The sequence below is a fragment of the Pectobacterium sp. CHL-2024 genome (assembly GCF_044751765.1).
GTDB classification, from domain to species: domain Bacteria; phylum Pseudomonadota; class Gammaproteobacteria; order Enterobacterales; family Enterobacteriaceae; genus Pectobacterium; species Pectobacterium brasiliense.
In genome coordinates this window covers 16,913-40,810 of sequence record NZ_JBIXKO010000007.1, presented here as the reverse complement: position 1 = coordinate 40,810, position 23,898 = coordinate 16,913, and the positions used below count along the sequence as shown (strand labels likewise).

General features: G+C 53.2%; 16 protein-coding genes. 11 read left to right on the top strand and 5 right to left on the bottom strand.

What is annotated here, in order from left to right; genetic code table 11:
- Positions 1 to 6 precede the first annotated feature (6 nt).
- The 3 genes from metE to ACIPUG_RS12255 all read left to right on the top strand — a co-directional run bounded on the left by metE (position 7) and on the right by ACIPUG_RS12255 (position 6,783).
- On the top strand, positions 7 to 2,271 hold the full coding sequence (gene metE, locus ACIPUG_RS12265; RefSeq protein ID WP_010283745.1) for a 5-methyltetrahydropteroyltriglutamate--homocysteine S-methyltransferase: 2,265 nt from the start codon (positions 7 to 9) through the stop codon (positions 2,269 to 2,271).
- Positions 2,272 to 2,809: 538 nt separating this feature from the next.
- Entirely contained in the window at positions 2,810 to 4,438 is a 1,629-nt protein-coding gene (locus ACIPUG_RS12260; protein WP_400338570.1) for a methyl-accepting chemotaxis protein, read from the top strand.
- 683 nt (positions 4,439 to 5,121) lie between these two features.
- Positions 5,122 to 6,783 carry a methyl-accepting chemotaxis protein gene (locus ACIPUG_RS12255; RefSeq protein ID WP_400338568.1) on the top strand — a complete coding sequence of 554 codons (1,662 nt, stop codon included), beginning with the start codon at positions 5,122 to 5,124 and terminating at the stop codon, positions 6,781 to 6,783.
- Positions 6,784 to 6,885: 102 nt separating this feature from the next.
- Here the strand turns inward: ACIPUG_RS12255 and ACIPUG_RS12250 are convergent, their stop codons facing one another.
- Positions 6,886 to 7,713 (bottom strand): dienelactone hydrolase family protein, encoded by an 828-nt coding sequence (locus ACIPUG_RS12250; protein WP_039516286.1) that lies wholly within the window; start codon positions 7,711 to 7,713, stop codon positions 6,886 to 6,888.
- 332 nt (positions 7,714 to 8,045) lie between these two features.
- Here ACIPUG_RS12250 and udp point away from each other — a divergent pair, with 332 nt between their 5' ends.
- Both udp and ACIPUG_RS12240 read left to right on the top strand, forming a co-directional pair.
- Positions 8,046 to 8,816: a uridine phosphorylase gene (udp, locus tag ACIPUG_RS12245; RefSeq protein ID WP_010283777.1), complete on the top strand. Its 771-nt coding sequence runs from the start codon at positions 8,046 to 8,048 to the stop codon at positions 8,814 to 8,816.
- 149 nt (positions 8,817 to 8,965) lie between these two features.
- Positions 8,966 to 9,748, top strand: a complete 783-nt coding sequence (locus ACIPUG_RS12240) for a tyrosine-protein phosphatase (RefSeq protein ID WP_400338566.1) — start codon at positions 8,966 to 8,968, stop codon at positions 9,746 to 9,748.
- Positions 9,749 to 9,833: 85 nt separating this feature from the next.
- Here the strand turns inward: ACIPUG_RS12240 and ppc are convergent, their stop codons facing one another.
- Together ppc and ACIPUG_RS12230 are read right to left on the bottom strand one after the other, a co-directional pair.
- Positions 9,834 to 12,473 (bottom strand): phosphoenolpyruvate carboxylase, encoded by a 2,640-nt coding sequence (gene ppc, locus ACIPUG_RS12235; RefSeq protein WP_014913770.1) that lies wholly within the window; start codon positions 12,471 to 12,473, stop codon positions 9,834 to 9,836.
- A 367-nt stretch (positions 12,474 to 12,840) separates the two neighbouring features.
- Positions 12,841 to 14,214, bottom strand: coding sequence for a PTS transporter subunit EIIC (locus ACIPUG_RS12230; RefSeq protein WP_014913771.1), 1,374 nt, complete (start codon positions 14,212 to 14,214; stop codon positions 12,841 to 12,843).
- Positions 14,215 to 14,536: 322 nt separating this feature from the next.
- On the opposite strand from ACIPUG_RS12230, the gene ACIPUG_RS12225 reads away from it, so the two are divergent.
- Positions 14,537 to 15,736, top strand: coding sequence for a starvation-sensing protein RspA (locus tag ACIPUG_RS12225; protein WP_039316830.1), 1,200 nt, complete (start codon positions 14,537 to 14,539; stop codon positions 15,734 to 15,736).
- 2 nt (positions 15,737 to 15,738) lie between these two features.
- Here the strand turns inward: ACIPUG_RS12225 and ACIPUG_RS12220 are convergent, their stop codons facing one another.
- Together ACIPUG_RS12220 and argE are read right to left on the bottom strand one after the other, a co-directional pair.
- Entirely contained in the window at positions 15,739 to 16,452 is a 714-nt protein-coding gene (locus ACIPUG_RS12220; protein ID WP_010283786.1) for a GntR family transcriptional regulator, read from the bottom strand.
- Positions 16,453 to 16,506: 54 nt separating this feature from the next.
- Positions 16,507 to 17,658 (bottom strand): acetylornithine deacetylase, encoded by a 1,152-nt coding sequence (gene argE / locus ACIPUG_RS12215; protein WP_131526237.1) that lies wholly within the window; start codon positions 17,656 to 17,658, stop codon positions 16,507 to 16,509.
- A 202-nt stretch (positions 17,659 to 17,860) separates the two neighbouring features.
- Here argE and argC point away from each other — a divergent pair, with 202 nt between their 5' ends.
- The 5 genes from argC to ubiE all read left to right on the top strand — a co-directional run bounded on the left by argC (position 17,861) and on the right by ubiE (position 23,896).
- Positions 17,861 to 18,865 (top strand): N-acetyl-gamma-glutamyl-phosphate reductase, encoded by a 1,005-nt coding sequence (argC, locus tag ACIPUG_RS12210; RefSeq protein WP_014913775.1) that lies wholly within the window; start codon positions 17,861 to 17,863, stop codon positions 18,863 to 18,865.
- A 37-nt stretch (positions 18,866 to 18,902) separates the two neighbouring features.
- The gene (gene argB / locus ACIPUG_RS12205; RefSeq protein ID WP_010283794.1) at positions 18,903 to 19,676 is read left to right on the top strand and encodes an acetylglutamate kinase; all 774 of its coding nucleotides are present in this window, start codon (positions 18,903 to 18,905) and stop codon (positions 19,674 to 19,676) included.
- A 61-nt stretch (positions 19,677 to 19,737) separates the two neighbouring features.
- On the top strand, positions 19,738 to 21,111 hold the full coding sequence (gene argH / locus ACIPUG_RS12200; protein ID WP_010283797.1) for an argininosuccinate lyase: 1,374 nt from the start codon (positions 19,738 to 19,740) through the stop codon (positions 21,109 to 21,111).
- A 219-nt stretch (positions 21,112 to 21,330) separates the two neighbouring features.
- Complete coding sequence (rmuC, locus tag ACIPUG_RS12195) at positions 21,331 to 22,881, top strand: DNA recombination protein RmuC (RefSeq protein ID WP_039557520.1); 1,551 nt, start codon at positions 21,331 to 21,333, stop codon at positions 22,879 to 22,881.
- Between the two features lie 259 nt (positions 22,882 to 23,140).
- Entirely contained in the window at positions 23,141 to 23,896 is a 756-nt protein-coding gene (gene ubiE, locus ACIPUG_RS12190; protein ID WP_014913778.1) for a bifunctional demethylmenaquinone methyltransferase/2-methoxy-6-polyprenyl-1,4-benzoquinol methylase UbiE, read from the top strand.
- Positions 23,897 to 23,898: the final 2 nt, after the last annotated feature.

The following is a 23,898-nucleotide window of genomic DNA, read 5'->3' as shown; positions in this document are numbered from 1 at the left end:
TTAACGATGGCGATTGTGAATCACACACTGGGTTTTCCGCGCGTTGGATTACGCCGTGAACTGAAAAAAGCGCAGGAAAGCTACTGGGCAGGTAACGCGACACAGGAGGAGTTGCTGACCGTTGGCCGCGAGCTACGTGCGCGCCATTGGCAACAACAGAAGGATGCTGGCGTTGATCTGCTGCCAGTGGGTGATTTCGCCTGGTACGACCATGTGCTGACCACGAGTCTGCTGCTGGGTAACGTACCTGCACGCCATCAGAATAAAGACGGCTCGGTCGATCTGGATACGCTGTTCCGTATTGGCCGCGGACGTGCGCCAACCGGTCAACCTGCTGCTGCGGCAGAAATGACCAAGTGGTTTAACACTAACTATCACTACATGGTGCCGGAATTCACCAAAGGGCAGCAGTTCAAGCTGACCTGGACACAGCTGCTGGATGAAGTTGATGAAGCACTGGCGCTGGGCCATAACGTGAAGCCTGTTCTGCTAGGCCCGGTTACCTACCTATGGCTGGGCAAAGTGAAAGGCGAGCAGTTTGATCGTTTGTCGCTGCTGCAGGACATTCTGCCCGTTTACCAGCAGGTGCTGGCTGAGCTGGCGAAGCGCGGCATTGAGTGGGTGCAGATCGATGAACCTGCGCTGGTGCTGGAACTGCCGCAAGCGTGGCTGGCCGCGTTTAAACCGGCTTACGATGCCCTGCAGGGTCAGGTGAAACTGCTGCTGACGACCTATTTCGATAGCGTTAGTCAGAATCTGGAAACGATCAAAACGCTGCCGGTTCAGGGGCTGCATGTCGATCTGGTTCACGGTAAGGATGATGCCGCTACGCTGAGCGCCCAACTGCCTGCTAACTGGGTACTGTCTCTGGGGGTGATTAACGGCCGTAACGTATGGCGTGCTGACCTGAGCAACTGGTTCGAGCGTCTGCAACCGCTGGTGGGGACGCGCGATCTGTGGTTGGGCAGCTCATGTTCACTGCTGCATAGCCCTATCGATCTGAGTGTGGAAGTGCGTCTGGATGATGAAGTGAAGAGCTGGTTTGCCTTTGCCATCCAGAAATGTGCGGAGCTGTCACTGCTGTCTCAGGCATTGAACAGCGGCAACGGGCAGGCACTGGACGCCTACAGCGCGCCGATTCGCGCTCGCCGTACCTCCACGCGTGTGAATAACGCCGCTGTTGCCCAGCGTCTGGCGGCCATTACTGCGCAGGACAGCCAGCGTCAGAACGTGTATTCGGTTCGTGCGGATGCCCAGCGTGAGCGCTTTAATCTGCCAGCATGGCCGACGACGACGATTGGTTCTTTCCCGCAAACCACCGAAATTCGTGGCCTGCGTCTGGATTTCAAACAGGGTCGTCTGGATGGCAATAACTATCGCACCGGCATTTCCGAGCACATCAAGCAGGCCGTGGCTGAGCAAGAGCGTCTGGGGCTGGACGTACTGGTGCACGGTGAAGCCGAGCGTAACGACATGGTGGAGTACTTCGGTGAGCATCTGGATGGGTTCGTCTTTACCCAGAACGGCTGGGTGCAGAGCTACGGTTCTCGCTGCGTGAAACCGCCAGTCATTATTGGCGATGTGAGTCGTCCAGAAGCGATCACCGTTGAGTGGGCGAAATACGCACAGTCTCTGACTGACAAGCCGATGAAAGGTATGCTGACAGGTCCGGTGACGATCCTGTGCTGGTCTTTCCCGCGTGAAGACGTCACGCGTGAAACCATCGCTAAGCAGATTGCACTGGCATTGCGTGATGAAGTGGCCGATTTGGAAGCTGCAGGCATTGGTATCATCCAGATTGACGAACCGGCGCTGCGTGAAGGTCTGCCGCTGCACCGCTCTGACTGGGATGCTTATCTGGCCTGGGCAGTGGATGCCTTCCGTCTGAACGCCGCGGTGGCGAAAGATGATACGCAAATCCATACCCATATGTGTTATTGCGAGTTCAATGACATCATGGATTCTATCGCTGCGCTGGATGCTGACGTGATTACGATTGAAACCTCGCGTTCCGATATGGAACTGCTGGAGTCGTTTGAAGAGTTCGAGTACCCGAATGAAATCGGTCCGGGCGTTTATGATATCCACTCCCCGAATGTCCCGAGCGTGGAATGGATGGAAGCTCTGTTGAAGAAAGCGGCGCAGCGTATCCCTGCTGAACGCCTGTGGGTGAACCCGGACTGCGGTCTGAAAACCCGTGGCTGGCCGGAAACGCGTCAGGCTCTGGCGAATATGGTTCAGGCAGCACAGCGTCTGCGTGAAACCCAGTAATAGTTAATGGCTAATGCAATCAGGGAGGCGATGGCCTCCCTGATTTTTTTTATAGCTAACGAGTAGATAAAAATACGCACTATTTTTCGTCGTATCTCGATTGTCTATTATTTCTCCCCTGCAAATTTTCTTCCCTCCTGAAAATTAACTATATTGTCTTTCCTTTAATAAAATCGCCGCGCTATCCCCCTTGTTTTTCTGCATCGACTGGTAGGTTATTTGTCGAAAAGGATTATTTATCCGCTATCAATATATTTATTCCTCGGCGGAGTTAATCGACGCCGTCATAAAGCTAGGGAATATTGTGCCGATAAGGTAGACGGCATGGAGGCGGCTCTGGGTTTACCAATAGAGCGAGGTTGTTTGTATTTTTTAACGTTTTATTTATGTTGAAAGTGCACCTGCAATTACTCATTTGTGGGTATTTATATACACCCATAAAGCATATTTATTTTCCCGAAAAACGATAATTCCCCACTCTGCGGCGTTATTAGACGAGCAGCAGTCATTATTATGTATTACCTAAAAGGAGTGAGACATGAGTTTAGCGAATTGGCGAATTGGCTATCGATTAGGAGGCGGATTTGCCATCTTGATTTTGATGTTATTTACCGTGAGTATTTTTTCTTTGTCTAAACTGTCCTCTTTTCAGGATGGTGCCAGAGATATCGTCAAAGAGGTTTATCCGCAAACGGTAGATGCGAATGACCTCATCGATAACGTGAATGGGCATTTTGTCGCTTATTTGCAGATGATGCTGGTATCCGGTCAGGAACAGCGTCAGGGATATGTCGATCGGATTATGGCGTACCGCAAGGAAATTAGTCGTCTTCTCGACAATCTGGAAAACAACGCGTCAGGCGAACTTGCCCGTAAACAAGTGGGGGTTGTCCGCGGATTTCGTGCCGAGTTCATCAAGTCTGGCGATAAAATTATCAGTGATGCGCTGGTGGGTAATAACGACGTCGCCGTCGCGGAATTCAATAACACCCTGAACGTCATTCAGCGCAATTACCGTGACTCGGTGAAGCAGTTGGTGAATTACCAAAATGATGCGATGGATAACTCTGTCGAGACCATGGCTGAGGTATACAGCAACACCCGCATGATTTTGCTGCTTATTTTGGCGCTGGGTGCCGTATTTGGGGTGCTGATTGCCTGGGCGATCACGCGCAGTGTAACCCGTCCAATAGAGCAGGCTTTGCAAGTGGCAGACAGAGTGGCGCAGGGCGATCTGACTTCACGCATCACGGTGACCAGCAAGGATGAAACCGGATTGCTGCTGCAAGCGTTGGATCGCATGAACACCAGCCTGAGCACGATTGTCGGCCAGGTGCGTGATGGCGCGGAAACGATCTCGACAGCGGCGTCACAAATCACGGCCGGTAATCAGGATCTGTCATCGCGTACTGAAGAGCAGGCCAGCTCGCTGGAAGAAACCGCTGCCTCAATGGAGCAACTGGCATCCACCATTAAAAACACCGCGGAAAACACCCAGCAGGCGACGGAGATTGCCAATAAGGCGACCGGTGCGGCGAAACAAAGCGGTGATGTCATGCTTTCCGTGACGCAAAAAATGCGCGGCATTCGTGATTCATCCCAGCGTATGGCGGAAATCATCGGTGTGATCGATGGCATCGCTTTCCAGACCAACATTCTGGCGCTGAATGCCGCCGTTGAAGCCGCGCGTGCGGGTGAGCAAGGGCGTGGTTTTGCCGTGGTGGCGGGGGAAGTCCGTTCTCTGGCACAGCGCAGTGCGACCGCCGCGCGGGAGATTAAGGATTTGATCGACGATTCCGTAAGTAAAATTCGTGAAGGCATGGAACTGGTTGATACCGCTGAAGAAACGATGGGCGGATTAACGGCCCACGTGAAGGACGTACACGGCATTATCAGCGAGATTTCTCAGGCCAGCCGTGAACAGAGTGACGGGATTAACCAGATGAATCTGGCGATTGGACAGATTGATACCACGACCCAGCAGAATGCGGCTCTGGTTGAAGAATCAGCCTCTGCGGCGCTGTCTCTGCAAGCACAGGCCTCCGTTCTGGCGGAAGCGGTGAGTGCATTTAAAATACAGTCATACGGCAGTAGCAACGCTGGGTCTTATGCGCCGATGTCGATGAGCACACCCACGCTGTCTTTGGCGCTGGCAAGCAAAGAGTAAATGACTGCCATCATTTGACGGCGTTGTAACGTAGCACCTATTCCCACAGGGAGGCGACAGCCTCCCTGATTCTTTTCATATGCTACGTAGCGTAAATACATTTTTTCCCCTGCTTATTCAGCTTGTTATCCTTTACTAAGAAATATTCCCATCTCTTTATTTTTAATATCAACTATATCTGACTATCCTTTTATGTAATTGGGGCGTTATTTCTGTTAATGGCTCGTAGATTAATATGTGTTTTTTCCGATCGAAATTTACTATTTGATAGTCATAGGCTATTTATTATTTACTTTTGAATGATTTAAACGATCAAATGATAAAGATCATGGGTGGTGTGCCGATAAGATGGATAACACAGGAGCGGCCATGTCTGCATGAGTGCGGAGAGGGAAGACCATTATTATCACCTCAATAACGTCTCTGCGGTCTTATCCGTTGTATTTGTAGCACTGTTAGATTTATTTCCACTTTTGCACCTCAACACCCGAGGGAAACTATTTGATTTTTGATAGCGCCTCTCATGCTGAGAGCGTGCGTAAAATGCCTACCTCAAGGTATCTCTGGCGCGTCATAAGGTCTGTTCGCCTTCGGATCGCCAACCATTCTCCGCCCTGTGGTTCCATCAATCTGCGACATGTGCGCAATTGACATTGCTATGCATTATCTAAAAGGAGTGAGACATGAATTTAGCGAATTGGCGTATCGGCTATCGACTGGGGGCTGGGTTTGCTGTCCTGATTTTGATGTTGTTTGTCGTGAGTATTTTTTCCCTGTCCAAGCTATCCGGTTTCCAGGATGGTGCCAGAGGCATTGTGAAAGAGGTTTATCCACAAACGGTTGATTCAAATAGCCTTATCGATAATGTAAACAGCATTCTGGTGGCCTATCAGCGGCTGATGCTGGTTTCAGGTGAGGATAAAATCAAGGAAAACGTCGATCGTGTGAATGGATTCCGCCAGGAGATTGGCCGCTTGCTGGATAAGCTGGACAGCCAGACGGTTGAAGAGCGTTCAATCTCTCAGCTGCGTGCTATCCGCGCGATCCGTGCCGAATTTTTGAAATCCGGTGACAAAATTATCAGCGAAGTGGTGGCGGGTAATCGAGAAGCGGCGATTGAGGAATTCAACAACAACCTGAATGTTGTCCAACGTCAGTACCGTGATGCGGTAAGACAATTAGTTAACTATCAGGACGATGCGATGGATACCTCTGTTGAAGCCATGGCTGAGGTGTACAGCGAGACCCGCATTATTCTACTGCTCATTTTAGCGCTGGGCGCCGTATTTGGTGCGCTGATTGCCTGGTCAATTACGCGTAGCGTCACCCGACCGATACAGCAGGCTTTGCAAGTCGCAGACAGAGTGGCACAGGGCGACCTGACCTCACGTATCACTGTTACCAGCAAAGATGAAACCGGATTGCTGCTGCAATCGTTGGATCACATGAACACCAGCCTGAGCACGATTGTTGGGCAGGTGCGTGACGGGGCGGAGACGATCTCGACGGCGGCCTCGCAAATCGCCGCAGGTAATCAGGATTTGTCATCGCGCACCGAAGAGCAGGCCAGCTCGCTGGAAGAAACGGCGGCGTCGATGGAGCAACTAACGTCTACCATTAAGAACACGGCGGAAAACACCCAGCAGGCAACAGATATTGCGAATAAAGCCTCTGGTGCGGCGAAGCAAAGCGGCGACGTTATGGTTTCTGTGACGCAGAAAATGCGCGGCATTCGCGATTCATCTCAGCGTATGGCGGAAATCATTGGCGTGATTGACGGCATTGCGTTCCAGACCAATATTCTGGCATTGAACGCCGCGGTTGAAGCGGCGCGTGCGGGCGAGCAAGGGCGTGGTTTTGCCGTGGTGGCAGGGGAAGTGCGTTCTCTGGCACAGCGTAGTGCGACCGCCGCGCGCGAGATCAAGGATTTGATCGACGACTCCGTAAGCAAAATTCAGGAGGGCATGTCGCTGGTGGATACCGCTGAAGAAACGATGAGCGGATTAACGGGCTATGTACAGGATGTGAATGAGATTATCAGCGAAATCTCGCAGGCCAGCCGTGAACAGAGTGACGGGATTAACCAGATGAATCTGGCAGTGGGGCAGATTGATACCACGACCCAGCAGAATGCGGCTTTGGTTGAAGAGTCGGCTTCTGCGGCGCTGTCTCTGCAATCACAGGCCTCTGTGCTCGCGGAAGCGGTAAGCGCGTTTAAGTTGCAGTCATACGGCAGCGGCAAAACCGCGTCTTATGCACCGACACCAACGCGCACGCCAACGCTGTCTTTAGCGCCAGCGACGGCGAAAAGTAAGGGCAATGATGGCGACTGGACGACGTTCTAAGGCTGTCTGTCTCTGTAAAATCGTCAACAGGTAAAACACCAACGCCACCGTTATTCGGTGGCGTTTTAGATCGTGGAATAAGAGGCAAAACGTGTGAAGGTGTTACGCCACGCCGTTTTTCTGGAACCACGCCAGCATACGCTGCCAGCCGTCGCGTGCGGACTCTTCATGATAGCTGGGGCGGTAATCGGCATGGAAAGCATGCCCGGCATCGGGGTAGACGATGATGTCTGCCTCCGCGTTGGCCGCACGCAGCGCCTGCCGCATGATATCCACTTGTTCTAGCGGAATACTCCCGTCTTTCGCGCCGTATAATCCCAGCACAGGCGCTTCCAATTCTGTTGCGATATCAACCGGATGTTTGGGGCTATTCAGCGTTTTCTCGCCGGTAAATTTGCCGTACCAGGCAACGGCCGCTTTGAGCTGCGGATTATGCGCGGCGTAGAGCCAGGTGATGCGCCCGCCCCAACAGAAACCCGTTATCGCCAGTTTACTCGCGTCCCCACCCTGTTTAATCGCCCAGTTGGCCGTGTGATCGAGATCGGATAGCACCTGCGTATCGGGCACCTTATACACCAGCTCGGTCAGTATTCGCTGAATATCGTTATAGTGGCTGGGGTCGCCCTGACGAAAATACAGCTCTGGCGCAATGGCCATATAGCCTTGTTTGGCCAGCCTACGGCAAACGTCCTGAATGTGTTGATGAACGCCGAAAATCTCCTGCACCACCAGAATGATAGGGAGCGGCTTGTCATGGTTCGCCGGTCTGGCGATATACGCAGGCAACTGCTCACCCTGAGAAGAAATAGTGGTCTCACTGGCAATGATACCGACAGAATCCGTCGTAATGATGGAGGAGGTCTGCGGTTCTACCGCCGGGGATAGCCCCTGAGGAAGATGTTTGAAGGTCGTCTGTTCATCAGTCTTCATTACGCGCACTCCTGTTATCGGCCGATTTTCATGTGAAAGAGGGATCTCAGAATATCCATCATAAATACTATCAATGATTAAAGAATCTACACTAGAAGACAATTAATCGGCAAAAATGAATTCCCTACCTAATAAATGGTGATTTATGTCACATTTTTTATGTATGTTGATGTTTGTTTCTTTTTCATCGGTGACTATTGTCACTTAAAAAAACGTCATGATGCGCTAGAGTCTTTTTATTGAACGGACGCTGACTGGCTGCGAAAGGCAGCATAGATGAGGCGTCCGGCGCGATTTCTCTGAATACCCAATTGATTGCCCGGGAGGCAGTTATGTCTACATCTGATGTGTTCCATCTTGGTCTGGTCAAGAACGATTTACAGGGCGCGACGCTGGCTATCGTCCCCGGCGATCCTGAGCGTGTTGAAAAAATTGCTCGCCTGATGGATAACCCGGTACATCTGGCATCACACCGTGAATTTACGTCCTGGCGTGCGGAGCTGGACGGCAAGGCAGTGATTGTTTGCTCGACCGGTATCGGCGGCCCGTCAACGTCAATCGCGGTAGAAGAATTGGCACAGCTCGGCATCCGTACTTTCCTGCGCGTCGGTACGACGGGGGCGATTCAGTCCGGTATCAATGTCGGCGATGTGCTAGTAACCACGGCAGCGGTTCGCCTTGATGGGGCGAGCCTGCACTTCGCGCCAATGGAATTCCCAGCCGTTGCCGATTTCGGCTGTACTACCGCGCTGGTGGAAGCGGCGAAGGCATCGGGGGCGGCGTTGCATGTAGGGATTACGGCATCTTCCGATACGTTCTACCCCGGTCAGGAACGCTACGACACCTTCTCTGGACGCGTTGTCCGTCGCTTCCGCGGTTCGATGGAAGAATGGCAGAGCATGGGCGTGCTGAACTATGAAATGGAATCCGCCACGCTGTTGACGATGTGCGCCAGTCAGGGGCTGAAAGCGGGCATGATCGCGGGCGTGATCGTGAACCGTACCCAGCAGGAAATCCCGGATGCGGCGACCATGAAGCTGGCCGAAACCACCGTCATCAAGGTGTTGCTGGACGCGACTCGTCGTTTGTTAGCCGCTGAATAAGCACAAAAATTGATGGTATTTTGGGCTGGTCATCGTCGATGCCAGCCCGTATCCTGATAGCCTCTTCAGGTTCATCGGGTTAACCTGCACCGTGCTTAGCGCGTGTAATACGGTTGCCTTGCTCGCCTTTCAACCTCGCAAGGAGATGTATGACCGAACCAACGTTGCTTCATCCCTCTTTATTACCGCTGGACGGCGGAATCAACTTCCGCGATTTAGGCGGTAACCGCGCTGCTGATGGGCGGCTTATCCGACACGGTAAACTTTTTCGCTCCGGCTCGCTGGATATGCTGAGTCAGGCTGATTGTGAACACCTTGCTGGCGTGCCGATTTCTCACGTGGTGGATTATCGGGATGCCGATGAAATTGCGCAGAAGCCCGACGTCTTGTGGACGGGAGCCAACTACCACGCTTACCCAGCCAACCCATTGCGCCATGAAGTGACGGCCAATCTGGATTCATTGGGATCTGATGTGCTGGCGGCGTTTGATTCCCGCGCGTTTATGTTGGAGCTTTACCGCCGTCTGCCTTTCAATAACTCAGCCTATAAACAGCTGGTATCGCTGCTATTGCGGCCGGATGAGGGCGGGCTGGTACAGCACTGCGCAGTCGGTAAAGATCGCACCGGTATCGGTTCGGCGCTGGTGATGTTTGCGCTGGGGGCAGATGAGCAGACGGTGATGGAAGATTACCTGCTCACCGAGACGACGCTGACGCCATTCCGCCAACAGCTACTGGCACATCTGTCGGCAACGCTGAATGAAAAAGCGCTAGGACAGTTCTCTTATGTACTGTCGGTGCAGGAAGAGTTCATCGTGACGGCGTTGCAGGCTATCTACGAACGACATGGCTCAATCGATAGCTGGCTTGAGGTGGAATACGGTCTGGATAATCGTGCGCGGAACTATTTGCAGGATAAATACTTGGCGTGAGGTTTTTGGTGTTAGGCCGGTCAACTGACCGGCCTTTGTTTTGCTATGTATAGCTTTGCTGTGTAGTTTTTTGCTGGATGCGCAATTAACCCGTATTACGCATACCCGCTGCGACACCGGCGATCGTCACCATCAGCGCGAGTTCCAGATCGGCATCCGGTTTTTCCTGCTGACGTGAACGATGCAGCAATTCGGCCTGCAATACGTTCAGAGGATCGGTATAGACGTTACGCAATGCGATCGACTCGGCGATCCACGGCAGATCCGCCATCAGGTGATCGTCGTTGGAGATCGCCAGCACGACATTGATATCGGCGGCCAGCTGATCGCGCAGCTGTTTCCCTAACGGCCACAGCTTCTCTTCTACCAGACGCTGATCGTAATACTCCGCCAGCCACAGGTCGGCTTTGGCGAATACCATCTCCAGCATACCAATACGCGTTGAGAAGAACGGCCAGTCGCGGCACATGGCTTCCAACTGTTCTTGCTTACCGTCATCCACCACTTTCTGCAACGCGGCACCTGCACCCAGCCACGCTGGCAGCATCAGACGGTTCTGCGTCCAGGCGAAAATCCACGGGATAGCACGCAGGCTTTCTACACCGCCGTTCGGACGACGCTTGGCCGGACGTGAACCCAGCGGCAGTTTACCCAGCTCCAGCTCCGGCGTAGCGGCGCGGAAGTAAGGGACGAAATCTGGGTTCTCACGCACGTACCCACGGTACATATCGCAGGACACGCGGGACAGCTCATCCATCACCTCGTGCCATTCCTGTTTTGGTTCCGGCGGCGGCAGCAGGTTTGCTTCCAGAATCGCACCGGTATACAGCGCCAGACTGCTGATGGTGACTTCCGGCAGGCCGTATTTAAAGCGGATCATCTCGCCTTGTTCCGTCACGCGCAGGCCACCTTTCAGGCTACCCGGCGGTTGTGACAACAGCGCAGCATGAGCCGGTGCGCCACCGCGACCGATGGAACCACCGCGTCCGTGGAACAGCGTCAGTGCGATACCCGCTTTCTCACAGGTTTTGATCAGTGCGTCCTGTGCACGATATTGCGCCCAGGAAGCGGCCATCACGCCCGCGTCTTTCGCGGAGTCGGAATAGCCGATCATGACCATCTGTTTGCCTTGGATAAAGCCGCGATACCAGTCGATGCTCAGCAACTGCTTCATGACATCATCGGCGTTGTTCAGGTCGTCCAGCGTTTCAAACAGCGGCGCGACCGGCAAGGCAAACGGGCAGCCCGCTTCTTTGAGCAGAAGGTGAACGGCCAGCACGTCGGAAGGCGTGCGTGCCATTGAAATGACATAGGCTGCGACTGAACCGATTGGCGCTTTGGCGATGACACGACAGGTATCCAGCACTTCTTTGGTATCCGCACTCGGCTCCCAGTAGCGCGGCAGGAGCGGGCGCTTGGAGCTCAGTTCACGGATTAGGAAGGCTTGCTTATCGGACTCTGACCAGCTTTCGTAGTCGCCCAGACCCAGATAGCGGGTAATTTCGGCCAGCGCTTCGGTGTGGCGGGTGCTTTCCTGACGGACATCGATGCGTACCAAAGGCACACCGAAGCAGCGCACGCGACGCAGCGTATCCAGCAGACGACCATCGGCGATAATGCCCATGCCGCAGGTTTTCAGCGACTGGTAGCAGGCGTGGAGCGGTTCCCAAAGCTGTTCGTTGGTAACCAGCAGATCTTTAGGAGGCAGACGCTCTTCACCCGTCAGACGGGCTTCCAGATAGCTCAGCGTACTGCTCAACTGTGAACGCAGTGACTTCATGATGGCGCGGTACGGTTCCTGTACCTCGCTGCCGCCGGCCAGCTCCAGCAGCTCCGGCGTACATTCGGACATCGACAGCTCGGAAACCAGCACCTGAATATCACGCAGGAACAGATCGGCTGCTTTCCAACGGCTGAGTAACAGCACATGGCGAGTGACTTCCGCTGTGACGTTCGGGTTACCGTCGCGGTCGCCGCCCATCCAGGACGTAAAGCGCACCGGAACCGCATCAACGGGCAGACGGTAGCCAAAAGCCTGTTCCAGCTGTTCATCCAGCTCGCGTAAAAACGCAGGCACACCTTCCCACAGGCTGTTTTCCACCACGGCAAAGCCCCACTTGGCTTCATCTACCGGGGTAGGACGAATTTTACGGATTTCATCGGTATGCCAGGACTGTGCGATCAGCTGGCGCAGGCGGCGCATGATCTGATTACGTTCATAATCAGCCAGATCGTTATGGTCGAGCTGCTTGAGGCAGGTATTCACTTCCACCAGTTTGTGGATCAGCGTCCGGCGGGTAATTTCGGTCGGGTGCGCGGTCAGCACCAGCTCGATCGACAAGGACTCCACAGCATCGCGGATATCGCGTTCGGTCAGATTTTTGCTTTCCTTCAGACGCTCAAAGGCGTTGGAAAGCAGTGCCGGGTTACTCGCCGCTTCACCGTGCGGTGAAATCGTATGGTATTGCTCGGCGGTATTGGTCAGGTTAAGGAACTGGCTGAATGCACGGGCAACGGGCAACAGTTCATCGTTAGACAGGTTTTGCAGCGTGGTCAGCAGCTCCTGACGATGTTTTTCATTACCTGCGCGGGAAGACTTTGACAGCTTGCGGATTGTTTCGACTTTATCAAGGATGTTTTCACCCAGCGCTTCCTTGATGGTATCGCCGAGAAGCTTGCCGAGCATACTGACGTTACTGCGCATTGCGGAATATTGTTCGTTCATAGTTACCCTGACCATCCCTACCATTTTTGTAAGTTTATTTCACTTGACATATTTTGACGCACTGCCTCCATCTAGCCACGATAAGGCGGATTCGTCAATTGACGATTCTTTCTTCTCCTTATTCTTTGTACTTGCATTGAGGCGGGCTTGGCAATTTGTGAAATTTAATTACAGACGCGCGGATATTAGGCTAACTAATATACTCGTCATACTTCAAGTTGCATGTGCGTTGGCTACGTTCAGTCACCCGAATCACTTACCTGAGTAAGTTCATCGGGATTCCTTCGCTTGCCGCCTTCCTGAAACTCGAATTATTTAGAGTATCGCGGAGGGGGGATGGCGGGGCGCAAAGGCCCCGCGAGTGCGGTTACGCCTGTTTGGACGCTCTGACGACCAGAATATAAGTCAGCGTGAAAGAAAGCACGATGGCGATGGCCATGCCGGATACCGCGTAGCTAAAGTACGGGCCGATATAGGCTGGCAGGCTGAAAATACTCGACAAGATGTAGCCATACAGCCGGACACCGAAGTACGCGATAAAGGCCGAGGCGATGGAGCTGGCAATAGTTGCGGAGATAAACGCTTTTTTATACTTGGTCAGTACGCCGAAGAGTGCAGGTTCGGTAATACCGAGCAGCGCGGAAACCCCAGCAGACAGCACGACCGATTTGTCCTGACGGGTTTTGGCATGGAAGTAGATGGCAAACGTGGAACCCGCAATCGCCATGTTCGCCATACACATCATTGGCATCAGCATATCAAAGCCCTGATTGCTGAAATTTTGCAGCGCAATGGGCGTCATCGCGTGATGCATACCAGTCAGAATCGCGACAGGCCGAATCGCACCGACCACGAAACCAGCAAAGATAGACGACACATCGAACAAGCTCTGAATAAACAGTGCCAGCAGTTTACCGAGGTAGATCCCGAATGGTCCGATAACGGTGAGCGACACCAGTGCGGCGATAAACAGCGTCAGCGTTGGGGTAAACACGGTTTTCAGCACCGAAGGCATGATGCGGTCGACCCAACGATGGATATAGCTCAGAGCCAGCACGGAGAAAATCACCGGGATGACGCTGGCGGCATAGTTGAACACCGGAATGGGTAGCACACCGATGAAGTAAAAGGCGCTGACCGCATTAGGGCTATTGCTGGCTAGTGCCTTCGCCGCTTCTATCAACGACGGGTACATCAGGCAGGCTGCAACAGCCGCTGCCAGATATTCGCTTGTTTTAAATATCCTGGCTGCGGAGATGGCGAGGAAGAAAGGTAAGAAATAGAACACACCGCTGGCGATCAGATCGAGGACGATCACAGTATCGGTTTTGGCAGAGACCACTTTCAAGGCGATCAGCCCTGCCAGCAGCCCTTTGATCATCCCGGCACCCGCGATGGCAGGGACGATCGGACCAAATACGCCGGAAACGGTATCCATGAACAGCGAAATCAGCCCCTTCTTCTGCTTCTGCACGTCCGGCTGTGATGTCGTTGTAGGCGAAAGCTGGGCGTTCAGCAGCTCGTAATACTCATTGACCTGTGGCCCGATAATAATCTGAAACTGTTCACTCTGGTGTTGCGCACCTAATATACCGGGCAGATTTTTGATCGCCTCGGTTTGCACTTTATTTTCATCAATTAAATCAAACCGAAGCCGCGTCATACAGTGCCAGGCTTTATTTATATTATCGTTTCCGCCAACCAGTTTAATGATTGACTGAATAACCTCATTTTTTCCCATGGAATAAACTCCCCGCATAGCCTTATGTTATTTTTGGCCGAATTATTTCCATCGATAGTAAAAACTTAAAGAAGAAAAAACAAACCAATAAAACATGAAGTTCGTCACATGGTTAGTCTATAAGGGGGTTTTTGTTGCCATTATTTGATAATTGGTATGGTTTTTTAATCAATTAGATGGGTTTTTCAAACCAAAATAAATCTTTTAAATAAGAGGTTTACAATAAAAGAAAAAATAAGTAGAAAACAAAAAAAGAAACTAATTTTAGACTGTGTTTTTGCCGGGTAGCGCTATTCCGGTAAATGCTCTGGAGGATATTTTTGTGTTGCCGACAATCATTACTGACATTGAATGTCTTGTTACCCGCCCTGACCGCCATAATTTAGTGACGGTGGTGGTTCACACGGATAAAGGCGTGACAGGTTATGGCTGTGCGACCTTCCAGCAGCGCCCGCTGGCCGTCAAAGCGATGGTGGACGAGTATCTCAAACCGCTGCTGCTAGGACGAGATGCTAACCACATTGAAGATCTGTGGCACATGATGATGGTCAACGCCTATTGGCGTAACGGGCCGGTTATCAACAATGCGGTGGCGGGCGTCGATATGGCGCTGTGGGACATCAAGGGCAAGCTGGCGGATATGCCGCTCTATCACCTGTTTGGTGGGAAATCCCGCGATGCCATTGCCGCTTACAGCCATGCAGCCAGCGATACGCTGGACGGGCTTTATCAGGAAGTGGATCGGCTGTATGCGCAGGGCTATCGCCATATCCGCTGTCAGCTAGGATTTTATGGCGGCAATCCCGATGCGCTGCACAGCACGCGGCAGCCAACGGAGGGAGCCTATTACGATCAGGATCAGTACATGGCCAACACGCTTGCCATGTTCCGTGCGCTGCGTGAGAAATACGGCGATCGTTTCCACATCCTGCATGATGTTCATGAGCGTTTGTTCCCGAATCAGGCCGTGCAGTTCGCTAAAGCGGTAGAAGTGTATCGTCCCTATTTTATCGAAGACATTTTGCCGCCTGCGCAAAATGAGTGGCTGGCGCAGATCCGCAGCCAGAGCGCGGTGCCGCTGGCGACTGGGGAGCTGTTTAATAACCCCGCCGAGTGGCAGAATCTGGTGATTAACCGTCAGGTTGATTTCATCCGCTGCCATGTCTCACAGATTGGCGGGATCACTCCAGCACTGAAGCTGGGCGCGTTCTGTCAGAACTTTGGTGTTCGTCTGGCGTGGCACTGCCCGCCGGATATGACGCCTATCGGCGCGGCGGTCAACATTCACCTCAATATCCATTTGCACAACGCCGCTATTCAGGAATTTGTCGCTTACCCGGAAAATACCCGCAAGGTCTTCCCGCAGGCGGTGGAGCCGGAGAAAGGCTATCTGTATCCGATTGACCGCCCCGGTATCGGCGTTGGGATCGATCTGGACGCGGCGCGGCAGTTCCCCGTCGTCTATCGTCCGCACGAGTGGACGCAAAGCCGCCTGCCAGATGGCACGATGCATACGCCTTGAGTCTACGGCGACTGGCGGAAGGTCAGGTTGTCGCGGTTGAAGGGGATAACGTAGGTACAGGCGTAGTTAATGTCGATGATGTCGCTCGATTCGTACACGCGACCGCCCTGTAAAATACCGCGATTAAGGATATGCATCGCCGCCGTGCCTTTCTTGCAGCCCAGCAGCTCAGCCTGTGCTTTGGTGACGTTAACCGCCTGATAATGCGTCAGGTAGTGTGAAATCGCGTAGCCCTTGCTGAGCACATACTGCTGAATCGAGCTTTCAATAATCTTCTGGCTCATGTCTGGGAAATCCGCGGCGGGCATTTTCGATATCTCGATCTGCACCTTGCGGTTATCGACATAGCGTAACCGGCTGAATTCCCAAATGAACGTATTTTCGCTGATAGCAAAAACCTGCTGTTCTTCCCGCGTCGGCAGCCGCTTATGCAGGCTAAGCAGACGGAATGAAATCTGATTAAATTTCTTTTCGGTAATAGAGTTATACACCAGCGGATTGCTGCGTACGCCCTGATTAATGAAGTTACCCGAGCCTTGTACCATATGGATCGCGCCGATGCTGGCGAGCTTTTCCAGCGCCTGACGGATGGTAAAACGCGACACGCCGTATTCTTCCGCCAGTTGGCGTTCCGGCGGCAGCTTTTCCGGCAGCGGATCGGTGTGCTGATAGATTTTGCTCAGTAAATCCTGCGCGATGAAGTCTTTCTTTTTCATGAGCTGTCTCAAAGTAGCCCTGCCAGCGTAGCTGACAAGGCCGTTTCCATCGGATCAGTGGTGACAGAAGTGATGAATCACCTGCGAGATCAGATCACGCGTTGGTTTGATAAACTTGGTATCAATATATTCATCCGGCTGGTGCGCCTGCTCAATCGATCCCGGTCCCAGAACCAGCGTCGGACACAGCGTCTGAATAAACGGCGCTTCGGTGCAGTAGTTCACGATTTCCGTTTTCGTCCCCAGCAGCTTCTCTACGACTGACACCAGACGGTGATCGGGTGGGCACTCATAGCCAGGAATCGGAGGATGCAGCTCGCTGATGGTCAACCGACCCGGCCAGCGCTGGCTGACGGGCTCAAGCGCTTCTGACAGCAGTCCGTCCAGATCGTTAAGCGTAATGCCTGGCAGCGGACGGATATCCATATGTAATTCACAGCAGCCGCAGATGCGGTTAGCGGCATCGCCGCCGTGAATGTGGCCGAGGTTCATGGTCGGATGAGGAATGTGGAAAATCGGGTTGTGATAGCGCTCTTGTAACGTGTTACGCAATACCAGCAGATGAGAAATAGCTTCGTGCATTAGTTCAATCGCGTTCACGCCGCGCGAAGGATCGCTGGAGTGACCGGACTGCCCCTGAATGCGGATCGCGTTGGACATATGGCCCTTGTGGGCGCGCACCGGTTGCAGCGACGTCGGTTCGCCGATGATGGCGCAGTCCGGGCGAATCTGCGTGGATTCAGAGAAATACTTGGCACCGGCCATTGTCGTCTCTTCATCTGCCGTTGCCAGCACATAGAGCGGTTTCGTCAGCTTGGTCGGATCGATATCGCGTAACGCATCCAGAATAAAGGCAAAGAAGCCTTTCATATCCGCTGTACCCAAGCCGTACAGCTTGTTGTCATGTTCGGTCAGCGTGAACGGGTCGCGCGTCCAACGACCATCGTCAAACGGGACGGTGTCGGTGTGGCCTGCCAACAATAAGCCACCTTTTCCTTCACCAATCCGTGCCAGCATATTAAATTTATTAAGGGTGCCGGGGACCGGTTGGACTTCCACGTGGAAGCCAAGATCGCCGAACCAGCCTGCCAGCAGGTTGATTAACGTATGATTACTTTGATCGAGCGCGCTGTCGGTGGCACTGATGGACGGTGTGGCGATCAATGCCCGATATAGCTCAATAAAAGGGGGTAAATTCATCTTCACTGTTGACAGCCTCTGGTTAGGATAGTATCAATATTCATGCATTTATTTTGAATAAAAATACAATAATGCTCGGCGAAAGGAAACCCAAAGGTACGGCGATGGCGATTCGTCACTTTCACTGAGTTTCGCGGGTGAACAGCGTACCGACGCTGGTGAGCCCTGTTACCTGTTTCATAGATAAGTAAGAAGGTATACGGATCCCATGCTGAATACGCTGATTGTTGGTGCAAGTGGTTATACCGGCGCTGAGCTTGCGCTCTACCTGAACCGTCACCCACAGATGAACATAACCGCTTTGATGGTTTCTGCGCAAAGTGTCGATGCAGGAAAATTGATTTCTGATTTACATCCGCAGCTCAAAGGCATCATTGATGTACCGGTAAAACCGCTGACCGATGCGGAAGAAGCGGCGAAAGGCGTGGATGTCGTTTTTCTGGCGACTGACCACAAAGTCAGCCACGATCTGGCCCCTGTTTTTCTGGCGGCAGGCTGCACCGTTTTTGATTTGTCCGGCGCGTTCCGCGTACAGGATGCCGACTTTTATCGTCGCTATTATGGCTTTGAGCATCAGCACCCTGACTGGCTGGCGAAAGCGGTTTACGGGCTGGCCGAATGGCGTGCTGAAAGCGTAAAACACGCACAACTGATTGCGGTGCCGGGCTGTTATCCAACGGCAGCACAGCTGGCGCTGAAGCCGCTGCTGGACGCGCAATTGCTGAACCCGGCCCAGTGGCCGGTGATTAATGCCGTGAGCGGCGTGAGCGGGGCAGGGCGTAAAGCGTCGATGACCAACAGCTTCTGCGAAGTCAGCTTTCAACCGTACGGTATTTTCAACCATCGCCATGAACCTGAAATTTCAACGCACCTCGGCACGCCAGTGATCTTCACGCCGCATTTGGGCAACTTCGCTCGCGGTATTCTGGAAACCATCACCTGCCGCCTGCAACCGGGCGTCACCCAGCAGGATGTTGCCGAAGCCTATCACAACGCCTATCACGATAAGCCGCTGGTTCGCCTGTATGACAAAGGCGTTCCAGCGCTGAAATCCGTTGTCGGCCTGCCGTTCTGCGATATCGGTTTCTCCGTTGACGGTGAGCACCTCATCGTGGTGGCAACCGAAGATAACCTGCTGAAAGGCGCGGCAGCGCAGGCTGTGCAATGCATGAACATTCGTTTTGGTTTCCCTGAAACCCAATCGTTAATTTAATGACTACTGGTCCCGACATTTCGAGGCGCGAAGCATAATGAATCCGTTAATTATCAAATTAGGTGGCGTTTTACTGGATAGCGAAGAAGCGCTGGAGCGTCTGTTCACCGCACTGGTGGCTTACCGTCAGGAGCATCAGCGTCCGCTGGTGATTGTGCACGGTGGCGGCTGTCTGGTGGATGACCTGATGAAGAAGCTGGCGCTGCCAGTCGTGAAGAAAAACGGCCTGCGCGTCACGCCAGCCGATCAGATCGACATCATCACCGGTGCGCTGGCGGGTTCCGCCAACAAGACGTTGCTGTCATGGGCGAAGAAGCATGATATCAACGCAGTTGGCCTGTGCCTGGGCGATGGCGGCAGCACGACGGTCACGCAGCTCGATGAGTCTTTGGGCTTTGTGGGTAAAGCGGAAGCGGGATCGCCTGCGCTGCTGAACACGCTGCTGTCTGCGGGTTACCTGCCTGTCGTTAGCTCCATCGGTATTACGGCGCAGGGTGACCTGATGAACGTCAACGCTGACCAGGCGGCGACGGCACTGGCGCAAACGCTGGGTGCGGATTTAATCCTGCTGTCTGACGTGAGCGGTATTCTGGACGGTAAAGGCCAGCGTATTGCCGAAATGACGGCAGAGAAAGCCGAGCAGCTGATTGCTCAGGGCATTATTACCGACGGCATGATTGTTAAGGTCAACGCCGCGCTGGATGCCGCGCGTGCGCTGGGGCGTCCGGTTGATATCGCCAGCTGGCGTCATGCCGAGCAGCTACCTGCGCTGTTCAACGGCGTGGCGATTGGTACACGTATTCTGGCGTAAGTCGTTTCTGGGTATGGCATGATGCGATACCAACATGAATTAAATTCTGGGAGTAATCGTTATGGCTTTGTGGGGCGGTCGGTTTAGTCAGGCAGCAGATCAGCGTTTTAAACAATTTAATGACTCACTGCGGTTTGATTACCGTCTGGCGGAACAGGACATCGTTGGCTCGATCGGCTGGTCGAAAGCGCTGGTGACGGTCAATGTGCTCAGCGAGCAGGAGCAGCAGCAACTGGAACAGGCGCTGAATGCGCTGCTGGTTGAGGTACAGGCTGACCCTGAGATGATCCTGCAAAGCGATGCAGAAGACATTCACAGCTGGGTTGAACAGCGCCTGATTGAGAAAGTCGGCGATTTAGGTAAAAAATTGCATACCGGTCGTAGCCGTAACGATCAGGTCGCGACCGACCTGAAACTGTGGTGCAAGGCGCAGATTTCAGAGCTGCTGCTGTCGGTACGCCAGCTGCGTCAGGCGCTGGTCACGACGGCGGAAGCCAATCAGGATGCGGTGATGCCGGGTTACACCCACTTGCAGCGCGCACAGCCAGTGACGTTTGCACATTGGTGTCTGGCCTACCACGAAATGCTGGCACGTGATGAAAGCCGTCTGGAAGATACGCTGAAGCGTCTGGATGTCAGCCCGCTGGGCTGTGGCGCGCTGGCGGGAACGGCTTATCCGATCGACCGTGAGCAACTGGCGGGCTGGCTGGGATTTGCCTCAGCCACGCGTAACAGTCTGGACACGGTTTCCGATCGCGATCATGTGCTGGAACTGCTGTCCGATGCCTCGATCGGCATGATCCACCTGTCGCGTTTTGCCGAAGATCTGATCTTCTTCAACAGCGGCGAAGCGGCATTCGTTGAGCTGTCTGACCGTGTGACATCCGGTTCTTCCCTGATGCCACAGAAGAAAAACCCGGATGCGCTGGAGCTGATTCGCGGTAAATGCGGTCGTGTACAGGGCGCGTTAACCGGCATGATGATGACGCTTAAAGGCCTGCCGTTGGCGTATAACAAAGACATGCAGGAAGACAAAGAAGGGCTGTTTGACGCGCTGGATACCTGGCACGACTGCCTGATGATGGCGGGTCTGGTGCTGGAAGGCATTCAGGTGAAGCGTCCGCGCTGTAAAGAAGCAGCCGAGCAAGGCTACGCGAACTCGACAGAGCTGGCGGATTATCTGGTCGCGAAAGGCGTTCCGTTCCGTGAAGCGCACCATATCGTGGGTGAAGCGGTGGTTGAAGCTATTCGTCAGGGCAAAGCATTGGAAGCGTTGCCGCTGGCCGATCTGCAAAAGTTCAGTGCTGTGATTGGTGAGGATGTGTACCCGATTCTGGCGTTACAATCCTGCCTGGATAAGCGTGCTGCACAAGGTGGCGTGTCACCGCAGCAGGTCGCTAAAGCGATTAGTGATGCGAAGCAGCGCTTAGCTTAACTCGCCCACCTCTGTTCTGTTCCCCCAGCGTGGTGTTCCGCGTTGGGGGAATTCCACCGTTACCGATCTGATTCTTCTGCAAATTATCATCTATTCATTTTCATATGGAATGCGGCTCGCATTTTTCTGCTCAGCATCTTCCCCGCCGGAATTGTTTCTGGACATCCATACAGTATCATTTTACCTTGACCGACAGCGTGAAAGGCCTGCGGAGGCAAAGTGGATATCAGCATATTTTATGGTCTGGGCGGCAGTGCAGTGGGTCTGTTGGTCGGGTGGTTAATTGCCAGCCTGATTCATCAGCAGAAGCTGTCGCGGCATGACACCGAACAGCAACTGCTGGCGCAGACATTGCAGCAGACTCAGCAGTCGCTCAGCGAACAGCAGCAGGCAAAGCAGCTGCACGAACAGCGGCTACGGCAAAACGAGCTGGAGCTGCGTACGGTCCACGCTCAACTCTCTGCCAGCCATGAAAAGCTGCAACAGCTCGGTGAACTCCGCGAGGAGTGCGTGCAGCTCAATCAGGAACTGCGAACGCTGCGTGAAATAAATAGCGCACAGGAAGCGGAGCTACGGGAAGTCACCATTCGGCTGGAAGAAACCCGTATGGCGGCGGAAGAGAAGCAGCGGCTGCTGGCAAACAGCGAACAGCGGTTGACGACACAGTTTGAGAATCTGGCGAACCGGATTTTTGAACACAGCGGTCGCAAAGTGGATGAACAAAATAAACAGAGTCTGGATAAGCTGCTGATGCCGCTGCGTGAGCAGCTTGATGGCTTCCGTCGTCAGGTGCAGGACAGCTTTGGTGCGGAAGCGCGTGAGCGTCACACGCTGGCGCATGAAATCCGCAATCTGCAACAGCTGAACGCGCAGATGGCACATGAGGCCATCAACCTGACGAAAGCGCTGAAAGGCGATAACAAAACGCAGGGTAACTGGGGCGAGGTGGTGTTAAGCCGCGTACTGGAAGCTTCCGGCCTGCGTGAAGGTTATGAGTACCAAACACAGGTCAGTGTGCAGACGGGGGCAAATAGCCGCCTGCAACCGGATGTCATCGTGCGTTTACCGCAGGGCAAAGATGTCGTGATCGATGCCAAGATGTCGCTGGTGGCTTATGAGCGTTATTTCAATAGTGACGATGACGCAGAGCGCAGTGTGGCGTTGAACGAACATTTGCTCTCGGTTCGCAGCCATATTCGGCAGTTGAGCAGCAAAGATTACCAGCAGCTGCCGGGGCTGCGCTCGTTAGACTATGTGCTGATGTTTATTCCGGTCGAACCTGCTTTTCTGGTCGCTATCGATCGTCAGCCCGAATTGATCAACGAGGCGCTAAAGCACAATATTATGCTGGTCAGCCCGACCACGCTGCTGGTGGCATTACGCACTATCACTAATTTATGGCGCTATGAACAACAGAGCCGCAATGCACAGCAGATCGCTGAAAAAGCGTCGCGGCTATACGATAAACTGCGGTTGTTTGTCGATGATATGGAAGCGCTGGGGCAAGGTTTGGATAAAGCGCAGGGCACTTATCGTCAGGCGATGAATAAACTTTCCTCTGGGCGTGGTAACCTTATTGGCCAGGCTGAGGGGTTCCGTGCGCTGGGTGTAGAAATTAAACGCACAATCAGCCCGTCATTAGCAGAAAAAGCAACGGCCCATGAGCACGCTGAACGCGATGAATTACCGGATTCCGTAGCGCCCGACGCTGTTTCACCAACCGTGAAAACGGAGGGCGAAGAAGGGGAAATCCCCCTTAGCAACCCGTAACCTATCCTAAATAATTCGAGTTGCGTGAAGGCGGCAAGCGCACGAGTCCTCAGGAGCTTACTCAAGTAAGTGACTGAGGTGAGTAAGTGAAGCCAACGCACAAGCAGCTTGAAGTATGACGGATATAAATAGGTATGAATTTCGTGGGCTTGGCACCATGCTATGCGAAATTAGTGCAGTGGGGTTTTTATACGGGTCTGGTACACTCTCACCATTAATGGGTAGACCCGAAATTTGACTGAAATAGTAGGCGGATAAGATGGCAAGTGAGCAGGAGAAAACGGCCGACTTTGGTTTTCGGACTGTCGCCAGGGATGAAAAAGAAGTCATGGTGGCTGAGGTTTTTCATTCTGTAGCAGCAAAGTATGACTTGATGAATGACCTGATGTCCTTTGGTATCCACCGTGTCTGGAAGCGTTTCACTATCGAATGTAGTGGAGTAAGACGTAACCAGCGAGTTCTGGATCTTGCCGGAGGCACAGGGGATTTAACCGCCAAATTCTCCCGCATGGTTGGCGAAGGTGGTGAGGTCATTCTGGCGGACATCAACGCATCAATGCTGAAAGTGGGCCGCGAAAAACTGCGTAACAAAGGCATTATCGACAACATCAACTACGTGCAGGCCAATGCTGAAGCGCTGCCGTTCCCTGATGACTTCTTCGACTGCATTACTATCTCCTTTGGTCTGCGCAACGTGACGGACAAAAACAAAGCGCTGCGCTCCATGTACCGCGTGCTGAAGCCGGGTGGCCGCTTGCTGGTGCTGGAGTTTTCTAAGCCGATCATTAAACAGCTGAGCACCGTTTACGATGCGTATTCATTTCATATCCTGCCGAGGATTGGCGAAGCCGTGGCGAGTGATGCCGGGAGCTACCGCTATCTGGCGGAATCTATCCGCATGCACCCCGATCAGGAAACGCTGAAAGGGATGATGAGCGATGCCGGTTTTGACAGTGTTAACTATTTCAACCTCACCGGTGGAATCGTTGCGCTGCATCGTGGGTTTAAATTCTGATT